Here is a 19,456-nt window from a genome sequence, read left to right as displayed (position 1 = left end):
GAACTCCAATCAGAATAGAGTTATTCTATGAAGCGAAACAAGCTGATGCGGGACCTCCGCGATATCGCCAACAGCCGAGGACTCACCCTCGACTTGGTTCGCCGGGGTGGCAACCACGACATCTACCGGATCGGTAGTGTCCAGTTTCCTGTCGGCCGCCACGCCGATATCCCGGAACCGACTGCCCGGCGCATCATTAAGGAAGTGGGAGAGCAATGACCACTTACGTTGCTACAGCAACCCGGGACGGCCGTTGGTGGGCCGTCGAAATCGATGGTCTACCGCCCGGCATGGTCGGTGTCACACAGGGGCGCGATCTGGACGACGCGAAAGCTATGGCGCGCGAGGTCGTGGCACTCCTACTCGACGTTGTCGAAGACGAGATCGACATCGAACTGCGAGTGACCGGCGCTCAGAAACTGCTGGATGAACTCGCCACCGCAAGAGCCGCGAAGGAAGCCGCTGCCCGCGCCGAGCAGGAGACTCTCACCCGCGTAGCTCGTGATCTCACCGCACGCGGACTCACTCAACGCGACACCGCGCAACTGCTGGGTCTGTCACCCCAGCGGGTGGCGCAGCTCGCACCGCGCCGCGCCGGATAACTCGAATCTCACGTATACCGCAGCCCGTACTGGATACCCAGAGATCCGCAGCGGCGCATGCAAAAGGCTCTCCGCCTGCGTTGACAGACGGAGAGCCGGAGCGGTGGCGGAGGGATTTGAACCCTCGGAGGGGGGTTACCCCTCACACGCTTTCGAGGCGTGCTCCTTAGGCCGCTCGGACACGCCACCGCAGGTGACTTTACCGGAACACACCGTCGAATCCGAAATCGGCGGGTTTTCGCTGTTCGGTCGTTGTCAGCGTTGGTGGCGGAAGAACTCGTCGAGGGTTGCGGCGCAGGTGGATTCGAGGACGCCGCCGCGGACTTCGGGGCGGTGGTTGAGGCGGCGGTCGCGGACGACGTCCCAGAGGGAGCCGACCGCGCCGGTCTTCGGTTCCCAGGCGCCGAAGACCAGGCGGCGGACGCGGGCCAGGACGAGCGCGCCCGCGCACATGGTGCAGGGTTCCAGGGTGACGGCCAGGGTGGCGCCCTCGAGACGCCAGCCGTCGCCGAGGACCGCGGCGGCCGCGCGCAACGCCAGCACCTCGGCGTGGGCGGTGGGGTCGCCGCGGGCCTCGCGGGCGTTGGCGGCGCGGGCCAGTTCGCGGCCGGAGGCGTCGAAGACGACCGCACCGACGGGGACGTCACGGGGGTCGGCGTCGCGCGCGGCCGCCAGGGCCGCGCGGATCAACTCCTCGTCGGCGCGCACGTCGCGGGACGACACCCTCAGCGCGGCAGCTTGTCCAGCACCGCGGACAGCTCGTTGGCGAAACCGAGCCGCTGGGCGATCATGCCGAGTTGCTCGTCCGGGTACAGGTCGCTCTCCGCGAGGATCACGCTGAACACCGGTTCGGGCAGGCCCAGATCGGACAGGACACCGAGATCGCCTTCCTCCCAGGGCTCCACGTCGTCCAGATCGTCCGGATCGATGTCCGGGATCTCGACGTTCAGGGCCTCGAGCACGTCGGCGGCGATGTCGTAGTCGATCGCCGCGGTGGCGTCGGAAATGAGTAGACGAGAACCATTGGGTGCGGGCCGCAATACGATGAAGAACTCATCGTCGATATCCAGCAGGCCGAATACCGCGCCGGTGCTGCGCAGCTCGCGCAACTCGTCCTCGGCCTCGGCCAGGGAATGCAGGGCCGCGGAACTCAGCGGACTGCATTTCCAGGTGCTTTCTTCGCGGACAACCGCTACTGCGAACCCTTCCACGTCGTCGTAATCATCCGACGTCGCGCTGTTCGTGCTCGAGCGCTGTGCTGCCATGGCCGCAACGGTAGTCCGCTTCGGCTCAAATGTTGAAGTCGTATGCGAATCTGGTTCGGTGACCGTCGAGCGGAAGTCCGCGATCTGTGTGTTGGGAACCGGTTTGATCGGCGGTTCCGTGCTGCGAGCGGCCGTTGCGGCCGGATACGAGGCGTGGGCCTACAACCGCTCGCACACGGGCGTACAGGCCGCGCGGGCCGACGGATTCGACGTCTCCGACGATATCGAAACCGTATTGCGCCGCGCCGCGACCGCGGATGCGTTGCTCGTGATCGGCGTGCCGATGCCCGCCCTGGATTCGATCCTGTCCGATGTGAAACTGTTCGCGCCCGACTGTGCGCTGACCGATGTGGTGAGTGTGAAGGCGCCCGTCGCCGAAGCCGTGCGGCGGTACGAGCTCGGCGCGCGGTACGTGGGCGGGCATCCGATGGCCGGGACCTCCGAATCCGGTTGGGCCGCATCGAGTTCCGGGCTGTTCCGGGGTGCGGTGTGGGCGGTCGGGGTGGATCCGGGCACGCATGCGCAGACCTGGTCACGGGTCGCGCGACTGGCGCTGGACTGCGGTGCGGACGTGGTGCCGGTGCTCGCGGCGGAACACGATCAGGCGGTCGCGCGCATCTCGCATCTGCCGCATGTGCTGGCCGAGGCGCTGGCCGTCGCCGGTGCCGGTGGCGGTGATCTGGCGTTGGGACTGGCCGCCGGATCGTTCCGCGACGGCACCCGGGTCGCCGCCACCTCGGCCGATCTGGTCCGCGCCATCTGCGAACCCAACGCCACCGCCCTGCTCGACGCCCTGGACGACACCCTGCGCCTGCTCACCGCCGCCCGCGACAGCCTCGCCGCCGATGGCACGCTCGGTGAGCTGATCGACGCCGGATACAGCGCACGCGTCCGCCACGAGGACCTGGAGCGGTGGGAGATCACCGATGTCCGGCCCGGGGACCAGGATTGGCTGAACCGTCTGCACGAGGCAGGTCAGCGCGGCGGAGTGATCCGCACACTGGACTGAAACACCTCGGCCAGGCCAGGATTCACCGCTCGAGCCATCGGTGCGATACGAGTCCGTCCCGCCGACACGGATCCACAACGACCGGCCCACCTGATGTCGCAGGCACGGTTGTTCGCGCGAGCTGGACAACCGAGCCGGTATCGGTTCACCTCCGCACTGCTGAACCGATCGTGCGAGACCGATCGTGTGCGATCCCGGTCGGCATCTCACTGACCGACGCTCGTGGCCGGGGCGGCACCGCCCGTGGCCGGGTCGATGAGCTACGCACGGCCCGAACCTGATCCTGTCGGGCTCAGATCCGCTCGGCGAGGCCCGGGTAGTCGAGGACGAAACCGTCCGGGTCGACGGTCAGGGTCGCGCTGGAGACCGGGGACAGGACGTGGATGCCGTCGGAGCCTGCGGAGTAGGTCAGGCTGGCTTCCTGGACCAGCAGGTCGGGGAGGCGGACGTAGACGACCGGGACCTCGACGTCGCCGGTGGAGCGGGCCAGGGCGTGGCGGCGGATCGGGAGGGTGTTGAAGAACGGGCTGAGCACCACGTCGACGTCCAGGGCGCCGGCGAACGTCGAGCGCACATGGCTGCCGCCGGTGTCGATCAGCCAGTAGTTCTCCTGGTCACGGGCGATCGATGCCTGGCGCTCGCCGGCCGCGACCGTGCTGCGCAGGGACAGGCGTTTGGTCGCGCCGTTCTCGTCGGTGATCAGGTCGTAGGAGGCGCTGAAGGCCGGATGATCGGCGCATTCGCCGCCGGTGATGCGGCCCGAGGCCCGAATCCGGTTGCCGGTCACCACGACTCGCACCGACTCCATCCGGGAGCCGTTGTGCGCACGCCAGGTCAGAACCGCGGGCCATCGGGATACGGTCGGCATCGCGTCCGCGTTCTGGCCCGTCGCCGGGGCGGCCTGCGAATTGCCCTGGGCTGGATTCGTCACACCTATACCGTAGGCGACTTCGAGCGCCTTACCACCCCGGCGGGCGGGGGATATCGCATCGCCGGGGCGGCGCAGGGGCGGTATGCGGGCCATTCGCAGGTGTCGGGAGCAGACCGCGGCCCTGATCCACCGACCGAACCACGCACGGGACCTGCGCGAGCGCATGTGTGCCTCGCGAATACCGCGCAACCGATCGCACTATGGACGGAGCCGGATACACGCAAGCCCGACCCGAACCAGGGACTCACGCCACGCGGTTCAGACCAGGGACTCACGCCACGCGGGTTCAGACCAGGGACTCGCGCCACGCGGTGTGCAGGGTGGCGAAGTGTCCGGTGCCGGTCATGAGGTTCTCGGGGGTGCCGTCCTCGATGACGCGGCCGTCGGCCAGGACCAGTACGCGGTCGGCGATGGCGACGGTGGACAGTCGATGCGCGATGATCACCGCCGTCCGGTCGCGCAACACCGTTTCCAGGGCGTGCTGCACCTGACGTTCGCCGGGGATGTCGAGGCTGGAGGTGGCCTCGTCCAGCACGATCACCGCCGGATCGGCCAGGAAGACCCGGGCGAAGGCGACCAGCTGGCGTTGTCCGGCCGACAGGCGTCCGCCGCGTTTGCGCACATCGGTGTCGACGCCGTCGGGCAGCGACATCGCGAAGTCGTAGAACCCGACCGCGCGGGCGGCGGCGTGCACCTCCGCATCGGTGGCCTCGGGTTTGCCGAGCCGGATGTTGTCGGCCACCGAACCGGAGAACAGATACGACTCCTGGGTCACCATCGTCACCGCGCGCCGCAGCCGCACATCGGACAGGTCGCGCAGGTCGACACCGTCCAGTAGCACGCGGCCCCGCGACGGGTCGTAGAAGCGCGCGACGAGTTTGGCCAGCGTCGACTTACCGGCACCGGTGGCTCCGACGAGTGCGACGATCTGTCCGGCCGGAATGGTCAGCGAGAACGTCGGCAGCACCGGAATCGGTTTGCCCTCGGTTTCGTCGGCCTGCGTGCGGCGGGCCGGATATTCGAAACCGACGCTCTCGAAACACAATTCACCACGCGGCTGGTCCAGGGTGTGCGGTCGCGCGGGTTCGGGCACGCTCGGTTCCTCCTCCAGCACACCGGAAACGCGCTCGAGCGCCGCGGCCGCGGACTGATAGGAATTGAACACCTGCGCCAATTCGTCCACCGGTCCGTAGAACTGCCGCAGATACAGCAGGAAGGCCGCGAGCACGCCGATTCCGGTGTCGCCGTGGATGACTCGCCACGCACCGAATACCAGGATCACCACGGTGGTGAGATTCTGGATCAGGCGGGCCAGGCCGATATAGGTCGCCATACCGCGCAGCGCACTGGTATTCGCCGCGCCGTACACCGAATCCTCCTGCGCCAGCAGGCTTTCGTTGCGCTCCTCCCGCCGAAATGCCTGCACCGCACGGATTCCCGCCATCACCTCCACGAAATGCACCACCACCTTGGCGATCGCGCCCCGGGTGCGGCGGTATCCGGCACGCTGATGCCGCTGCGCCCACCGGGTGACGTACACCAGCGGCACGAATCCGGCCAGCACCACCAGTGCCAGCGGAATGTCCAGCCAGATCAACACGACCGCGATGGTCGCCACCGAGAGCACCGCGCTGAGCGCGTCGTTGAGCGCGCGGTCGAGCAGATCCTCCACCGACTCCAGATCGCTGGTCAGCCGGGCGACGATCTTGCCGGAGGTGTAGTTCTCGTGGAACGCGATCGACAGCCGCTGCACGTGTTCGAACACCCGCATCCGCAGATCGAACAGCACGTTCTGGCTCAGCCGGCCGGAGATCCGCACGAAGGTGAACGTCGTCAGGCCGCCCAGCAGTGCGCAGCCGGTCACCCCGCCGACCGCGACGGCCAGCGGAATCCAATTGCCCGCCAACGCATTACGCACACCAGAATCGAGCCCGCGCGCGACGAACAGCGGCACCGCGACCATCGCCGCATTGTCCACGACCACCAGCAGCAGCGCGGCCAGCGCCCACATCCGATACGGCCGCACCAGCGACCACAGCAACCGCCGCGACCGCGCCGCCAGCGCCAGATTCACCTCCTCGGTCGCCTCGGACTCCTCCGCCGCCACACCGCGCCAGCCGTCCTCGTCGGCAGCGGATTCGGAATCCGTTGCGGCACCGACAGAGTCCTCCACCCCGGGCACTTCGGAGGAATGACCGCTCATCGAGCCGATCACGGCGGAAGCGGAATCGAACTCCCGCGCTTCGAATACCGGATCCGCCGCGGTGCCCCGCGGCCCCGTGTGCGGAATCGGACCGACCCGGCCTATCGCGGTCTCACCGCCGGGGCCTGCGGAGGCAGTGTCGCCGACCGGTTCCACTGCGGCGGACGGGAAACCGGCCTCCCGCATGTCCTGCACCGTATCTGCGGCGGAACCACGGCCCGGCCGCACTTGCGCATCGTCGGACTCCGAACCTGTTGTGGCAGTAGCAGAGTCGAGCTCCGCACAAGTTTCAGGCGAAGCAGTCGCGATGGTCAACGATTCCGGGATCGTTTCCGTCGTCAGCGCCCGGTTCGGTCTGGTGGGTTGGGAATGTTGTTGGGTGTCACAATCTTCCGACATTTCTGCTTCCTGTCGAACGAGGTGGTGATCAGCGGGCGGGGGCGGTGATCTCGCCACCCATCAGCTCGCGGTAGCGGGGGCAGGTGGTCAGGAGTTCCTCGTGCGGGCCGTCGGCGATGATGCGGCCGTCGTCGAGGACCGCGACGCGGTCGGCCCAGGCGGCGGTGGAGGGGCGGTGGGCGACGAGCAGGACCGTGGCGCCGGACAGGGCCGTGTGCAGGCGATCCTGGACCTGTTTCTCGGTGGTGACGTCCAGGGCCGAGAGCGGATCGTCCAGCACCACGACGTGGCCGCCCGGATGCCGCTGCCGGGCCAGCACCGCGCGGGCCAGCGCCAGACGCTGCCGCTGACCGCCGGACAGGCTCAACCCCTGCTCGCCGATGCGGGTGCGCAGACCCCACGGCAGCGCGTCCACGAAACCGTCCGCGCAGGCCACCTCGAGCGCCGCGCGGACCTGCGATTCGGTGGCGTCGGGGTGGCCGAGGGTGATGTTCTCCCACACGCTCGCCGAGAACAGCACCGGATCCTCGAACGCCACCGACACCATCGACCGCAGATCCGCCAGCCGCAGCGCGCGGATATCGATACCGTCGATCGTCACCGCGCCCTCGGACACGTCGAACAGGCGCGGAACCAGGCCCAGCAGAGCCGATTTGCCGCTGCCGGTGGCACCGACCACGGCGAGCGTCTCGCCGGGCCGTAACCGTAGTGAAATCCGGTGCAGCAGATCGTGTTCGGCATCGGGGAAGCGGAATCGCACGTTGTCGAAACACAATTCGCCGCGCAGGTCGGCGGGGCGGGCGACAGGTTCGGCGGGATCGGTGATCTCGACCGGGGTGTCGATCACCTCCCAGTACCGCTCGGCCGCGGTCCGGGCGTGCTCCAATTCCGCCAGCAGGAAACCGAATCCCATTATCGGCCATTGCAGATAGGTCGTCAGCGTGATGCCCGCGATCAGCGCACCCAGCGAGATGGCATGCTCGGCGAGCAGGTAGCCGCCGATCGCCAGCGCGGCCGCGATTCCCAAGGCGGACAACACGTTCAGGGCCGTCCACAGCGTCGCGGCCAGACGCACCTTGGCCAGTTCCAGGGTGCGCAGCTCGCGGGACTGCCGCCGGAACCGCGCGCCGAACCACGGCCCGCGCCCGAACGCCTTGAGCACCCGGATGCCCTGCGCCGACTCCTCCACGATGGTCGCCAGATCACCGGATTTGTCCTGCGCCCGTCGCGAGGCCAGGCCGTAGCCGCGCTCGAACCGCAGCGCCAGGATCACCAGCGGAACCTCGATCAGCAGTTCCACCAGCCCGATCTGCCAACTGAACACGAACAGCAGGCCGATCCCGATCCACAGCGTCGCGCCCAGCGACAGCAGCGACGGCGCCACGGCCGCGAAAAACCTTCGCAGCGTTGACATGTCGGTGATCGCGCGGGAGGTCAGCTGACCCGATTCCATCCCGTCGTGCACGCCCACCGACAGTATCTGCAAGCGTCCGAACAGATTCGCGCGCAGATCCAGTTCGAGGCGGCTGGCCGGGCGCGCCACCATCCAGCGCCGGATCCAGGACGTCACGGTGCTCACCGCGGCCAGCACCACGACCAGCAGCAGCGGTGCGAAGATCGCGCCGAAGTCGCGATGCGCGACCGGGCCGTCCACGATCCGCCCGGTCAGCACCGGTAACAGGATGTCGCTCAGCATGCCCAGCGCGGAAAGCCCCGCCCCGATGTACATCGCGCGCTGATACCAGCGGATCTCCGGCCACAGCCGACGCAGCGAACCCTTCGCCGAATCATCGTGCGGGACAACAGTTTCGGATGGATCATCAGCCTGACGAGCCGAGTTCTCCGATACGGAAACGGACAAGGTTCCCCCTTCCTCATCGGCGGATTGCTCGCGCGCCCACATCCAGGGGCGTGGCCGCACGCTCCGGGCGCGACATTCCAGGCTGCCAGTCATCCGCGCGCGAGCCAACCGATTTTCCGGCTGTGCGGCCGGAGCGGACACTCATGGGGCGATCCGGACGATTCGACCATCCGGCGGATTCTCAGGAATTACCAATAAAGCGCACGGATCGCGTACAGGCTGGGCTGGCAGGGTGAAGTCATGACCACAATTGCTGAAGTCCTGGCCGTGACCGCCATAGTGGCCGTCTTCCTCACGATGGCCGCGTCCGGGTTCCTGGCCTCCTCGGCTCCCCGCTCGCTGGTGGCGGTGCGGGTGCGGCGGCGCTGACGGTGCGTTCGGCCACCCAGATCTGCACGGCCAGCGCGATCAACCACAGCGACATCGACCCGACCTGAATCCGCTGGGCGATGCCGAGGGCGTAGTTTCCCGGCAGATTGTCCGCGATCAGCATCCACAGCGTCACCCCCGATCCCAGCAGCAGAATCCACAGCCCGCTGTGCCGCAGCATCGGCCAGCGCCGGTACCGGAACGCCGCCGCACTGAACGCGATCATCGCCACGAAGATCGACGTCACCGCGAGCGTGCTGGTCAGCGCGTGGATCTGATGGAGCTGCGGGAACAGTCCGTCGTGCGAGGGCGGGCACGGATCCGGTGTGCAGGTGCGCAGCGGCCACTGCGCGTCGGCGATCGTCGACGCGCCGAAACAGGCCAGCGCCACCCAGCCCACCGTCGACAGCCGCCGCCTTGCGAAGGCCGCCAGGCCCGCCACGCCCGCGACCAGCGTCAACGTCCCGGTGATCGTGTCCCCCGCGGTGAACACCCACGCGTCCGCGCGCCCACGCGCATCCAACTCGCTCAGAAACGACCGCACCGGATTCAGCCTCAACGGCAACACGAACTCCAGCACCCACGACGAATAACACACGCCCGCAACGGCAATCGCCATCGCGATACCCCACCGCACCCACCGGCTTCGCCACCACCGTGGGGAATCCGCGCCAACCGCCGGGGTATCCGGCACATCGGACGTCATCGCCGTCGCCCGCCGGGTACCGGCCGCACGCCCCGACCGCGGATCGGATCGAACGACATGACCACCTCCGGCCCCCGCATCGGTGGCCCCCAGCCGTTCCGCCCACATACAGACGTCGCCGACGACGATGTCGACCCCGCGTAGTCGCCCTCGGACGGCGTATATCTCTTCAAGGCCGCCTCGCCAGCCGGTGCACATTCACGGGGCTGCGCCCAACGTTCGGGGCCAGCACGGGAACATGCTCATACGCAGGCACACGCACGGACACAGGCATGCCCATAGGCACACGCACGCCCATGGGCACGGGCACGGGCACGGGCACGGGCACGGGCACGGGCGATAGTCGCAGCGGCACGTCGAGTTCGGGGTGGACCTGCCTGGATGTGGATGATCCCGGGTGCGGCGGATGCGCTCGGCGGTGTGGTGTCATCGCCCTCGATTCCTCGATCCAAGGCATACGTACTGGACGGCCGGATACCGGGTTGTTCCTCAATCATCGCTGATGGCGTGGGCTGTAACCGTTATTGAGAAGTCAGCGCGGCCTGGACCCGGTCGGCGGCGCGGACGGGGTCCTCGTGTTCCCAGATGCGGATCACGGTCCAGCCCGCGGCGGTGAGGCGGGCGTCGGTGTCGCGGTCGCGGGCGACGTTTCCGGCCAGTTTCTCGGCCCACCATTCGGCGTTGTTCTTCGGGGAGGTGGCGTGCTCGGGGCAGCGGTGCCAGAAGCAGCCGTCGACGTAGACCGCGACGCGGTGGCGTGGGAACACCAGGTCCGCGCGACGGCGCATACCCGGCAGCGGGGCGCGGTCCACGAAATAGCGGCGGCCGCGGCGGTGCAGTTCCCGGCGCAACGCGATCTCCGGCTTGGTGCCGACGCGGCGTTGCCGGGACATCCGGGCGCTGGTCGCCGCGTCGGTGGTGAGCCGCGCGCTCATCGTCAGGCGGCTTCCTGCGGGTAGCCGCCCATGCGCAGCAGGTGATTCTGCATATCGGCCAGGAAACCCGGCGGGAAACGCAACGTCCCGCGCCCGGCCCGGCGCAGGAATCCGGCGGTGGCGCGCGCGGACAGCAGCTGGGCGTCCTCGAGGAACCAGCGCAGATCCTCGTACGGTTCGTGGATCGGCCACGTCGAGACCGGCACCCGGTACGCCTTCCCGGCCCGGCCCCACGCCGCGGTCGGCCAGCGCTGGCCGGTCAACGGGTCCTGTTCGCCGGGGATCTCCTCGCCCGACGGGTCGGCCAGTCGCCCGGCGGCCCAGGTCGCCATCCGCACGCTCACCGCATTGCCGACCAGTTTCCAGCGATGTCCCGCCCGCACGCCCGGCGCGGCCAGCGCGGGTGCGGTCCAGTCCCGCGAAAAGCCTTGCAGGCGTTCGGCATCGACGATCCCCGGGGTGACGATCTCGCCCGAAGGCAGCCGCACCGCGGGCGGACTCGCGATCCCCAGACCCGAACCACCCTTGAGCGTCGGCACCGCGTTGACCGCCCACCCCAGCCCGCGCACCCCCTCGGTCCAGTAGAAACCGCACGGGTCCAGGGCCGGATCGCCGGTCTCGCGCGGTCCGGCGTCGGTCCCGAACAGCACCGGCCGCGGGTCCTCGGTGCGGGAGGCCAACATCAGCACCCGTAACCGCCGCTGCGGCAGCCCGAACGCCCGCGCGTCCACGACCCGGTACGCCCACATGTAGCCGAGATTCTCGAGCGCGGCGGTGATGTGCCGCATCGCCTGGCCGCGACCGAGTTGCAGCATGAACGGCACGTTCTCGATCAGCAGCCAGCGCGGACCGCGACGCCGCCGCACCAGCCGGAACACCTCGTCCACCAAACCCGAACGCGCACCGGTGATTCCGGCCGTCCGCCCCGCCTGCGAGAGGTCCTGGCACGGGAATCCGGCGGCCACCAGCTCGGTCCCGGCCGGTAACGCGCGCAGCCGGGTGACGTCCTGATGCACCTCGACGTCCGGGAAACGCGCCGAGAGCACGGCCCGCGCCCCCGCATCGATCTCGCACAGTAATTCGGTGTTCCACCCGTGCGCGGCGAGGCCGAGCTCGAGTCCGCCGATCCCGGCGAACAGCCCCACCATCCTCGCGCCCGCCACGCCTGCCCTTTCGCCGTGACCCCGATCGGCATCGAGGCACCCGGATGAGCAGATTACTCGAGTCCGATCCGGCGACCCGCGAGCAACTCGTCCCCGACGGTCTTCCCGAGAGCCGAAGGGCACGACCCATCCCGCCCTTCGAGATCGACACCAGTCCACCTCGAGACATTCCAAAATACCGAATTCCATTGCTCCCCAACAGATTTACCCAAAATTACGATCACCTATAGTGATGGCACCTCCAGCCGAGGGGCGGTGGACACGGTCCACACACCGCGCCCAGGAAGGAGGTGATGGGGAATGGCGAAACATCGCCGGGCGAAGAGCAATGCCCCGGTCGATTACGGCATGGTGTTGGTAGCAACTGCCGTGATCGCCGGGGCGCTCGCACTGGTCCGCTGGTTGTGGACTAGGTAACCCATCAGGAGGGGCGCCGTCCAACCACGGCGCTCCACCGCCAGCATCGCTGTCGCGACTCCCCGAGTGTACTGCAAGCGCAGGCCGTCGGACAGCGAACCGTCCACTTTCCGAGACCGACGCCGGTCCAGCGCGCGACATTCCAAACTGGCGAATTCCAGTGTCCACCAACATGTTTAAACAGAATCGCGATCACCTATAGTGATGGCACCTCCAGCCGAGGGGCGGTGGACACGGTCCACACACCGCGCCCAGGAAGGAGGTGGTGGGGAATGGCGAAACATCGCCGGGCGAAGAGCAGCGCCCCGGTCGATTACGGCATGTTGCTTGCAGGCAGCACCGTGATCGCCGGGGCACTCGTTCTGGTCCGCTGGATAATCCGGCGGGCTAGCTAGCCTCACCTGGAGGGGTGTCGTAGCAGCGGCATCCCTCCGCCAGCATCACTCACGTGACCGGGTCAGTGTACTGCAACCGCTCGCGGACGGACAGTGAACCGTGCGACCGCATTTCGGGTCGGGGGCCGGGCGGTCTCGGCGGCTGCGGGGTGGGATTCGGGGCGCGAGATAGTCGCGCGATTGTTATCGGTGTGATCGGGGAATGATGGCAGCATTTACCGTGCTGGTACCGATTGGTATCATTTGGTATAGCTTCGGTCAAATATCGTGCAGGACAGTCGTATTCACATCGCGATTGCGCATTTCCGGCCGTCGATCCGTATCCGGCGCGGCCGGTACTCTCTCGGAACGACAGGAGCGATATGGGTAACGAAGACACATCGATGTCGGCCGATCCCAGCGGTCACACCGCCGAGAGTATGCGGCGGGCGGCGGAGTCGCTGCCGCTGTCCGACACCACCGATTTCGCCGACGCCGATCGCGGTTTCCTCATCGAGCTGAAACCGGGCGTGGTCACCGGCGCCGACGGAAAAGTGGTGTGGGACAACGATTCCTACTCTTATATCCAGGGCACGTGCCCCAACTCGGTGCATCCGGGGCTGTGGCGGCAGGCGCAGCTGATGATCAAGCAGGGGCTGTACGAGGTGACCCCGGGCATCTATCAGATCCGGGGCTGGATCTGTCGAACATGACCCTGGTCGAGGGCGATACCGGCGTGATCGTGATCGATCCGCTGATCTCCACCGAGACCGCCGCGGCCGGGCTGGCACTGTATCGGCAACATCGTGGCGAACGGCCGGTCACCGGCGTGATCTACACCCATTCGCACGTCGACCACTTCGGCGGCGTCATGGGCGTGACGACCACCGCGGACGTCGACGCGGGCCGGGTCCCGGTGCTCGCGCCCGCCGGATTCGTCGAGCACGCCGTCGCGGAGAACGTGTACGCGGGCACCGCGATGGGCCGCCGCGCGGCCTACATGTACGGCGCGGCGCTGCCCCGCAGCCCACACGGGCAGGTCAGCGCGGGTCTGGGCATGACGACCTCGACCGGCACCGTCACCCTCATCCCGCCGACGAAGGACATCACCGAAACCGGCCAGGAGGAGGTGATCGACGGGGTGCGGATCATCTTCCAGCTGACGCCGGGCACCGAGGCCCCCTCGGAGATGAACTTCTACTTCCCCGCCCACCGCGCGCTGTGCATGGCCGAGAACGCGACGCACACCCTGCACAACATCCTGACCTTGCGCGGCGCGGTGGTGCGCGACGCACACGTCTGGTCGCAGTATCTGACCGAGACCATCACCCTGTTCGCCGACCGGACCGATGTCGCGTTCGCCTCGCACCACTGGCCGACCTGGGGCACCGAGGAGGTCACCGCCTGGCTGTCGCTGCAACGCGACACCTACGGCTACCTGCACGACCAGACGCTGCGGCTGCTCAACCAGGGCTACACCGGCATCGAGATCGCCGAGATGATCCAGATGCCGCCCGCGCTCGAGCGGACCTGGCATACACATGGCTACTACGGTTCGGTGAGCCATGACGTCAAGGCGATCTACCAGCGATACATGGGCTGGTTCGACGGCAACCCGGCACATCTGTGGGAGCATCCGCCGGTCGAGTCGGCCCTGCGGCACGTCGCCGCGATGGGCGGTGCGCAGGCGGCGCTGGACACCGCGCGCCGGGCGTACGAGGCGGGCGATTACCGCTGGGTGGTGCAGCTGGTCAACTACGTGATCTTCGCCGAACCGCACAACGAAGAGGCGAAAGCCTTGCAGGCCAACGCATTCGAGCAGATCGGCTACGGCTGCGAGAACGGCACGTGGCGCAACTTCTATCTGATGGCGGCCTACGAACTACGCAACGGCAATGTCGGCACCCCGACCGTGGCCTCCTCGCCGACGCTGCTGGCCGCGCTGTCGGTGGATCAAATCTTCGATGCCGCAGCGTTTCTCGTGAACGGTCCCGCGGCCTGGGATTTACACCTGGTGGACGACTGGGTCATCACCGACGAAAACACCACCTACCGAATGGAATTGAACAACGGCGTGCTCGTGCACTACCCGATCCCGCCGAACTTCACCGGGCCCGCGCCGGACGCGACGTTCACCCTGACCCGGCCGACGCTCATCGCCGTCCTCGCCGGTGGGCAGGATCTGGGTGCGGCCATCGCGTCGGGTGAGATCGAGGTGTCCGGTGATCCGGGCCGGCTGGCACAGCTGACGGCCGTACTGGACAAGCCGAATCCGGACTTCGCGATCGTCACTCCGTAGGCGGACTCCGTGTCCGACGAGAACGCGACATCACCTGCCGCACAACCTGATTCGCCCTCACCCGGCTCCTCGCGGGTGGGGGCGGTGCGGCGGCTGACGGCGAAACTGGGCAGGCCCTCGCCACGCGATGTGAGCGCGGGGATGGCGACGGGATTGTTCAGCATTCCCGAGGGAATGGCGTACGCGTCGATCGGCGGCTTCAACCCCGTCGCGGGCCTGTATGCAGGGATCGTGCCGCCGATCCTGGGGTCGCTCGCCGCGCCGACCGTTCTGATGGTCACCACTCTGACCAGCGCGATCGCGTTGACCAGTCAGGCCGTGCTGAGCGATGCGGGCCTGGATCCGCACGCCGCGGGCAATGTCGCCGCGCTGACTCTGCTGGTCGGCGTGATCATGGCGTTGATGGCCGGGCTGCGGCTGGGCGTGGTGATGAGTTTCGTGTCCAACGCGGTGATGACCGGGTTCTCCACGGGGATCGCGCTGTCCATCATCACCGGGGTGCTCGAGGATGCCACCGCCTACAAACCACCCGGTCACAACAAGTTGTTGCAGGTGTGGAACTGGATCGTGGGCATCGGGCACTGGCAGAGCGCCGCGACGCTGGTGGCGCTGGCGACGATCGCGGTGTGGGCCGCGGCCCGGCTGGTGCGGCCGCTGGCGGAGTTGGCGTTGCTGGTGTCGATGATCGTGGTGAGTGTCGGCGTCGCGATCTTCGGGGTGGATGTGGAGACCGTCGGCGATATCGCGCGCATTCCCGCTGGGCTGCCGCCGTTTTCGGCACCGGCGTGGAGTGCGATGCCGCATCTGTTCGGCGGTGCGCTCGCCGTCGCGCTGGTGGCGCTGGCGCAGGCGGCGGGGGTGTCGCCGTCCATGCCGAATCCGGACGGAAGTCGCTCGAATGTCAACGGCGACTTCGCCGCTCAGGGTCTGGCCAATCTCGGTGGCGGATTCTTCGCCGCGCTGCCCTCGGGCGGATCGCTGTCCCGGACCGGGGTCGCGGCCGGGGTCGGCGCGCGCACGCGCTGGGCCGGGGTGATCTCCGGGATGTTCCTCGCAATCGTGGTGCTGGTGTGCGGATCGCTGGCTGAGCACATTCCGATGCCGGTGATCGGCGGGCTGATCATGGTGGTCGGCGCGGAGCTGATCGTGGGCAAGGTCGGCGATATCATGTTGGTACTGCGCACATCTCGGCTCTCGGCGCTGGCGATGGTGGTGACGTTCGCGGCAACCACCCAGCTGCCGTTGCAGCAGGCGATCGTGCTGGGTGCGATGCTGTCGCTGCTGCTGTACTGCGTGCAGATCTCCCGGCAGAGCGAATTGCTCACTCTCGTAATGGATTCCGATGGCCGCTGGCGTACCGAGGAGGTGCCCGCCGCGCTGCCGCCGGGACGGGTGACCGTCGTACAGTACGGTGGCGCAAGCTTTTTCGCGGAATTATCACGATTGGAAAGCAAACTGCCGGACGTTTCGCAGGCGCGCGATGCGGTGCTCGTACTGGTGATGCGCGCGGTGCCGGAGGTGCCGTCCTCGGCGCTGATCAAGCAATTCCGGAGGTACGCAACGCGATTGGAGAACGCCGGTGGGCGGTTGATCCTCGCGGGGGTGCGGCCCGGGATGGCACATGTGCTCGACCGGACCGGTGTAAGCGATCAGCTCGGTGCGGGTGGCGTCGTTCCGGCCGACGATCACGTCTTCGGGGCCGTGGAGCGGGCGGTCGCCGATGCCCAGGAGTGGATTCGCACCCGTGGTGACACCGAACAGTAAGGGGCACAACGATGCTCGGATCCTCGATCGGACAGGTGCTCAGCCACGGCGTCGGCGTCGCGATCAGTCCGCTCGCACTCGTCGCGATCATCGCGCTGCTCACCACGCCCCGGGCCGTCGCCAACGCCGTCACCTTCGCGATCACCTGGATCGTCGCGCTCGCCGCGGTGGTCGCGGTCCTGGTCGTCGTCGGCGGACTGGTGGGAGCCAACCATCACGATCGGCCCGCGACCTGGGTGGGGTGGGCCAAGCTGGTCATCGGCCTGGCCGCCCTGGCGATCGCCGCGCAGCAGGCCCGCCGCGCCCTGCACCCCGAACCCGCCCCACCCGAAAGATCATCGGAACGTGATCATGCGACTCTCGGAATCATCGCCCTCGCAACAACTTTGGCAATGGTCAACCCCAAGAATCTGACGCAGCTGGCCGCCGCGGCCGTCACCATCAGCTCGGTGACCCCCGGCCACGGCGCCCGCGTCATCGCGAGCGTCGTCTTCCTGCTCGTCGCGTCCCTGTGCGTCACCGTCCCCCTGGCCGTCCGCCTGCTCGCCGGACAACGCGCCACCGCCGCCCTGACCAGCTGGAAAGACTGGGCAACCCGGCACAATGCCACCATCATGGCCGTATTGCTCACCATCCTGGGCACCAAATCCATCGGCGACGCCATCGCCGCCCTCACCGGCTGACCCGAATCCCCGGCGTCCCGGCTGTATTCATCCACTCCCCGAGTGGACGCCAGTGACTGTGGAACAGTTCCACTTTGCAGACGTACACATTGAACCGAATTGCCTTGTTCCCCAACATATCCCGATCAAACAATGACGTAAGGTGGTGATACCTCCAGCCGAGGGGCGGTGGACTTGGTCCACACACCGCGCCCAGGAAGGAGGTGGTGGGGAATGGCGAAACATCGCCGGGCGAAGAGCAGCGCCCCGGTCGATTACGGCATCCTGTTCGCAGGGGGCACCGTAATCGCCGGGGCACTCGTTCTGGTCCGCTGGATAATCCGGCGGGCTAGCTAGCCCCACCCGGAGGGGTGCCGCAGCAACGGCATCCCTCCACCCAGCAATCACTCACGTGACCACATCAGTATAGTGCAGAAATTCGGTTCGCCACATAATCATGGCCCGCCACAGTGGATCCGGCTCGTCCTGACGGGACCGGACCACTCACGAACGGTCGATGTGACGTGACGAGTCCGGTCGGATATGTCCTGCGGCGATGAGGGTTTCGAAGGCGGATCGCTTGCGGGCGCAGGAGTGTTCGCGGTGCAGTTGCATGGCGAGGTGGGCCTCGGGGATCGTCAGGGGGTGTTCGGGGGTGGAGCAGGAGCGGTTCGGGCGGCGGATTTCCGCGCCTCGGAGGCAGGGGGTTCGGTGGGCGGGGTTCGCCAGGCGCCATACCGGTAGCAGGGGCAGTAGGGCGGCTATTACGAAACCCGCTGTGGCGCAGGCGATCAGCGTCACCGATAAGGGGGTCCAGGTGTCCATGATCGAATTCCTCTCGGGCGCTGGGGATCAGAACCAGGTTCGCGGCCGTACTTGGTTGGCCAGGTCTACGAGTCGGATGCGGTGGTCGGGGTCGGGGGTCGTGCGGGCCAACTCGCGCAGGCCGGACTCGATACCGCGACGCAGTCCGGTCTCGGTGTTGGGGGTACCGAAGATCGACGACTCCGGATTACGCAGGCGGCCACCGGATTCGAGCCACACCAGCGTGGTCCACAGCAGGATCAGCCGGGTCGGCAGATAGCGTCGGGCGCCGGACAGATTCGCCAGCCTGCCCGCGGCGATCCGCAGATCGGTCTCGGTGAGTTCGGTGACAGGGCCACCGATGTGCAGCAGGCATCCGGTCAGTCCGGCAGTGTCCCGGTGCGGGGATCCAGCGGGGAGTTCGTCCAGCACCGCGACCGCCGCGCGGACATCCCCGTCGGCGGTCAGTATCCGCGCGAGTCCGAAAGCAGCGCTTATCATTTCGTGATTCGAACGCCATGTCACCCGGTAGTGGCCGATCGCCGCGTGTCGCCAGTCCGCGGCTTCGGCGCGCGTTGCGGCCGCGAGCAGCAGCAGTTCGGCGGTGACCGCCATGGCCAGATTCGGCGTCGGCTCGTCCGGCAGCATCACCCGGACGATGTCGAACTGCCGGTACGCGCGCCGATGGTCGCCCCGCACCAACGCCGCGACGCCGGTGAACCAGGCAATGCGCCAATCACCGACACAGCTGCTCCGCAGGGCGTCGAGCATACCTTCGGCCATTTCCTCGTGGCCAAGTTCGAGCAGCGCGCGAATCGCCTGGAGCGACGCCTCGACCTCGAAGCGACTGGTACCCGCTCGAGAGCGAATACCGATGCGCCGCAACAGCTCCAAGGTGCTACGCGGCTGGGTGTGCGGCAGATTCGCCAGCAACGCGCAACCGGGATCTTCACCGCATACACGCGGGGCGGGCAGGGTCGCGATGATGCGCCGCACGTCCAGACTCGGCTCGTGCGGCTTGCCGTCGATCATGCCGTCGAGTTCGGCCACCGCCATGCCGATGCCGAATTCGCCACGGGGAGAGGTGAATTCGCTGACATGCGCACCAGGAAGAGGTTCCCGGGCAACGGGGTTTCCACGCAGACCGGCGTATTCGAATTCAGCGGGTCCGGACTCTGCCGGGAGGTGAACGGCGACCATGACGGTCCTCTCGCACTGCAACCGTGCCATCAGTTAGTGTTATGTAACACTGAATGATGGTACATAGCAAGAGGGTTGCGCGCCCGCCGAACGAAGACGGCCCCCTACACGATGACCTGGTGATAATGCACAGTCATCGATGACTTTCGAATGGCTATCGTATGAACCTTGCTCCAACAGACCCAATAATCGATGGCCACCGAGTGGCCATCACATGAACCTGCCCCATCAGTAGCACCTGCATCTGTGTTGATCTTCCATGGAGGACCATGACGCCCAACGGTTTTGGTGACCGCTGCCGCGTCGTGGCGGGACCGGATGCGCGAGTTGCCGTGCGGGTGCGAGTTGCCGTGCGGGTGTGAGTTGCGGTGAGTATCGAATTTCCCGAGGGGCTCAATTGGGTGTCGTATCTGGCGGGTGCGGAGTGGCCTAAGGGGGACGAGGACAAGGTCTTCGCTCTGGGTGATTCGTGGTCGGGGGCGTCGAAGCAGAC

The 19,456-nt window shown here is 67.4% G+C and carries 16 protein-coding genes, 1 tRNA gene and 1 pseudogene; 7 read left to right on the top strand and 11 right to left on the bottom strand.

Annotated elements, in window-relative coordinates; all coding sequences use genetic code 11:
• The first annotated feature begins 27 nt into the window (after positions 1–27).
• Complete coding sequence (locus tag NRB20_RS04005) at positions 28–219, top strand: type II toxin-antitoxin system HicA family toxin (RefSeq protein WP_153407891.1); 192 nt, start codon at positions 28–30, stop codon at positions 217–219.
• Complete coding sequence (locus NRB20_RS04000) at positions 216–602, top strand: type II toxin-antitoxin system HicB family antitoxin (protein WP_153407890.1); 387 nt, start codon at positions 216–218, stop codon at positions 600–602. Before NRB20_RS04005 ends, NRB20_RS04000 begins: the two co-directional genes overlap by 4 nt.
• A gap of 101 nt (positions 603–703) precedes the next feature.
• Here NRB20_RS04000 and NRB20_RS03995 read toward each other — a convergent pair.
• The 3 genes from NRB20_RS03995 to NRB20_RS03985 all read right to left on the bottom strand — a co-directional run bounded on the left by NRB20_RS03995 (position 704) and on the right by NRB20_RS03985 (position 1,867).
• Positions 704–791, bottom strand: a tRNA-Ser gene (locus NRB20_RS03995).
• 66 nt (positions 792–857) lie between these two features.
• A complete protein-coding gene (locus NRB20_RS03990) occupies positions 858–1,310 on the bottom strand; it encodes a nucleoside deaminase (protein WP_319944578.1) in 453 nt (150 codons plus the stop codon).
• 17 nt (positions 1,311–1,327) lie between these two features.
• Positions 1,328–1,867 carry a tRNA adenosine deaminase-associated protein gene (locus NRB20_RS03985; RefSeq protein WP_153407888.1) on the bottom strand — a complete coding sequence of 180 codons (540 nt, stop codon included), beginning with the start codon at positions 1,865–1,867 and terminating at the stop codon, positions 1,328–1,330.
• A gap of 58 nt (positions 1,868–1,925) precedes the next feature.
• Here NRB20_RS03985 and NRB20_RS03980 point away from each other — a divergent pair, with 58 nt between their 5' ends.
• The gene (locus tag NRB20_RS03980) at positions 1,926–2,876 is read left to right on the top strand and encodes a prephenate dehydrogenase (RefSeq protein ID WP_319944444.1); all 951 of its coding nucleotides are present in this window, start codon (positions 1,926–1,928) and stop codon (positions 2,874–2,876) included.
• A 292-nt stretch (positions 2,877–3,168) separates the two neighbouring features.
• On the opposite strand, the gene NRB20_RS03975 is transcribed toward NRB20_RS03980, so the two are convergent.
• The 6 genes from NRB20_RS03975 to NRB20_RS03950 all read right to left on the bottom strand — a co-directional run bounded on the left by NRB20_RS03975 (position 3,169) and on the right by NRB20_RS03950 (position 11,428).
• Positions 3,169–3,744, bottom strand: coding sequence for a putative glycolipid-binding domain-containing protein (locus NRB20_RS03975; RefSeq protein WP_153408568.1), 576 nt, complete (start codon positions 3,742–3,744; stop codon positions 3,169–3,171).
• Positions 3,745–4,093: 349 nt separating this feature from the next.
• Positions 4,094–6,010, bottom strand: coding sequence for an ABC transporter ATP-binding protein (locus NRB20_RS03970; protein ID WP_153408566.1), 1,917 nt, complete (start codon positions 6,008–6,010; stop codon positions 4,094–4,096).
• A gap of 427 nt (positions 6,011–6,437) precedes the next feature.
• Positions 6,438–8,270 (bottom strand): ABC transporter ATP-binding protein, encoded by a 1,833-nt coding sequence (locus NRB20_RS03965; RefSeq protein WP_227833210.1) that lies wholly within the window; start codon positions 8,268–8,270, stop codon positions 6,438–6,440.
• A gap of 292 nt (positions 8,271–8,562) precedes the next feature.
• Positions 8,563–9,258 (bottom strand): DUF998 domain-containing protein, encoded by a 696-nt coding sequence (locus tag NRB20_RS03960; RefSeq protein ID WP_227833209.1) that lies wholly within the window; start codon positions 9,256–9,258, stop codon positions 8,563–8,565.
• 608 nt (positions 9,259–9,866) lie between these two features.
• Entirely contained in the window at positions 9,867–10,280 is a 414-nt protein-coding gene (locus tag NRB20_RS03955) for a very short patch repair endonuclease (protein ID WP_153407885.1), read from the bottom strand.
• A 2-nt stretch (positions 10,281–10,282) separates the two neighbouring features.
• Positions 10,283–11,428 (bottom strand): DNA cytosine methyltransferase, encoded by a 1,146-nt coding sequence (locus NRB20_RS03950; RefSeq protein ID WP_153408563.1) that lies wholly within the window; start codon positions 11,426–11,428, stop codon positions 10,283–10,285.
• Between the two features lie 1,210 nt (positions 11,429–12,638).
• Between NRB20_RS03950 and NRB20_RS03945 the strand changes: the two are divergent.
• The 3 genes and pseudogenes from NRB20_RS03945 (at position 12,639) to NRB20_RS03935 (ending at position 16,980) form a co-directional block, all read left to right on the top strand.
• Positions 12,639–14,533 (top strand): annotated as a pseudogene (locus tag NRB20_RS03945) (alkyl/aryl-sulfatase).
• Positions 14,534–14,542: 9 nt separating this feature from the next.
• Positions 14,543–16,297, top strand: coding sequence for a SulP family inorganic anion transporter (locus NRB20_RS03940; RefSeq protein ID WP_319944443.1), 1,755 nt, complete (start codon positions 14,543–14,545; stop codon positions 16,295–16,297).
• An 11-nt stretch (positions 16,298–16,308) separates the two neighbouring features.
• Entirely contained in the window at positions 16,309–16,980 is a 672-nt protein-coding gene (locus tag NRB20_RS03935; RefSeq protein WP_153407884.1) for a GAP family protein, read from the top strand.
• 483 nt (positions 16,981–17,463) lie between these two features.
• On the opposite strand, the gene NRB20_RS03930 is transcribed toward NRB20_RS03935, so the two are convergent.
• A complete protein-coding gene (locus NRB20_RS03930) occupies positions 17,464–17,784 on the bottom strand; it encodes a hypothetical protein (RefSeq protein ID WP_153407883.1) in 321 nt (106 codons plus the stop codon).
• Positions 17,785–17,811: 27 nt separating this feature from the next.
• Positions 17,812–18,963: a tetratricopeptide repeat protein gene (locus NRB20_RS03925; protein ID WP_194289722.1), complete on the bottom strand. Its 1,152-nt coding sequence runs from the start codon at positions 18,961–18,963 to the stop codon at positions 17,812–17,814.
• A gap of 368 nt (positions 18,964–19,331) precedes the next feature.
• Between NRB20_RS03925 and NRB20_RS39755 the strand changes: the two genes are divergently transcribed.
• Positions 19,332–19,456: WXG100-like domain-containing protein (locus NRB20_RS39755; RefSeq protein ID WP_454786536.1), on the top strand; the 125-nt coding region annotated here is incomplete at its 3' end.

The organism is Nocardia macrotermitis, assembly GCF_009604405.1.
Taxonomy (GTDB): domain Bacteria; phylum Actinomycetota; class Actinomycetes; order Mycobacteriales; family Mycobacteriaceae; genus Nocardia; species Nocardia macrotermitis.
Note: the sequence above shows the minus strand (reverse complement) of the source record. Positions and strands in the feature narration are given on the sequence as shown.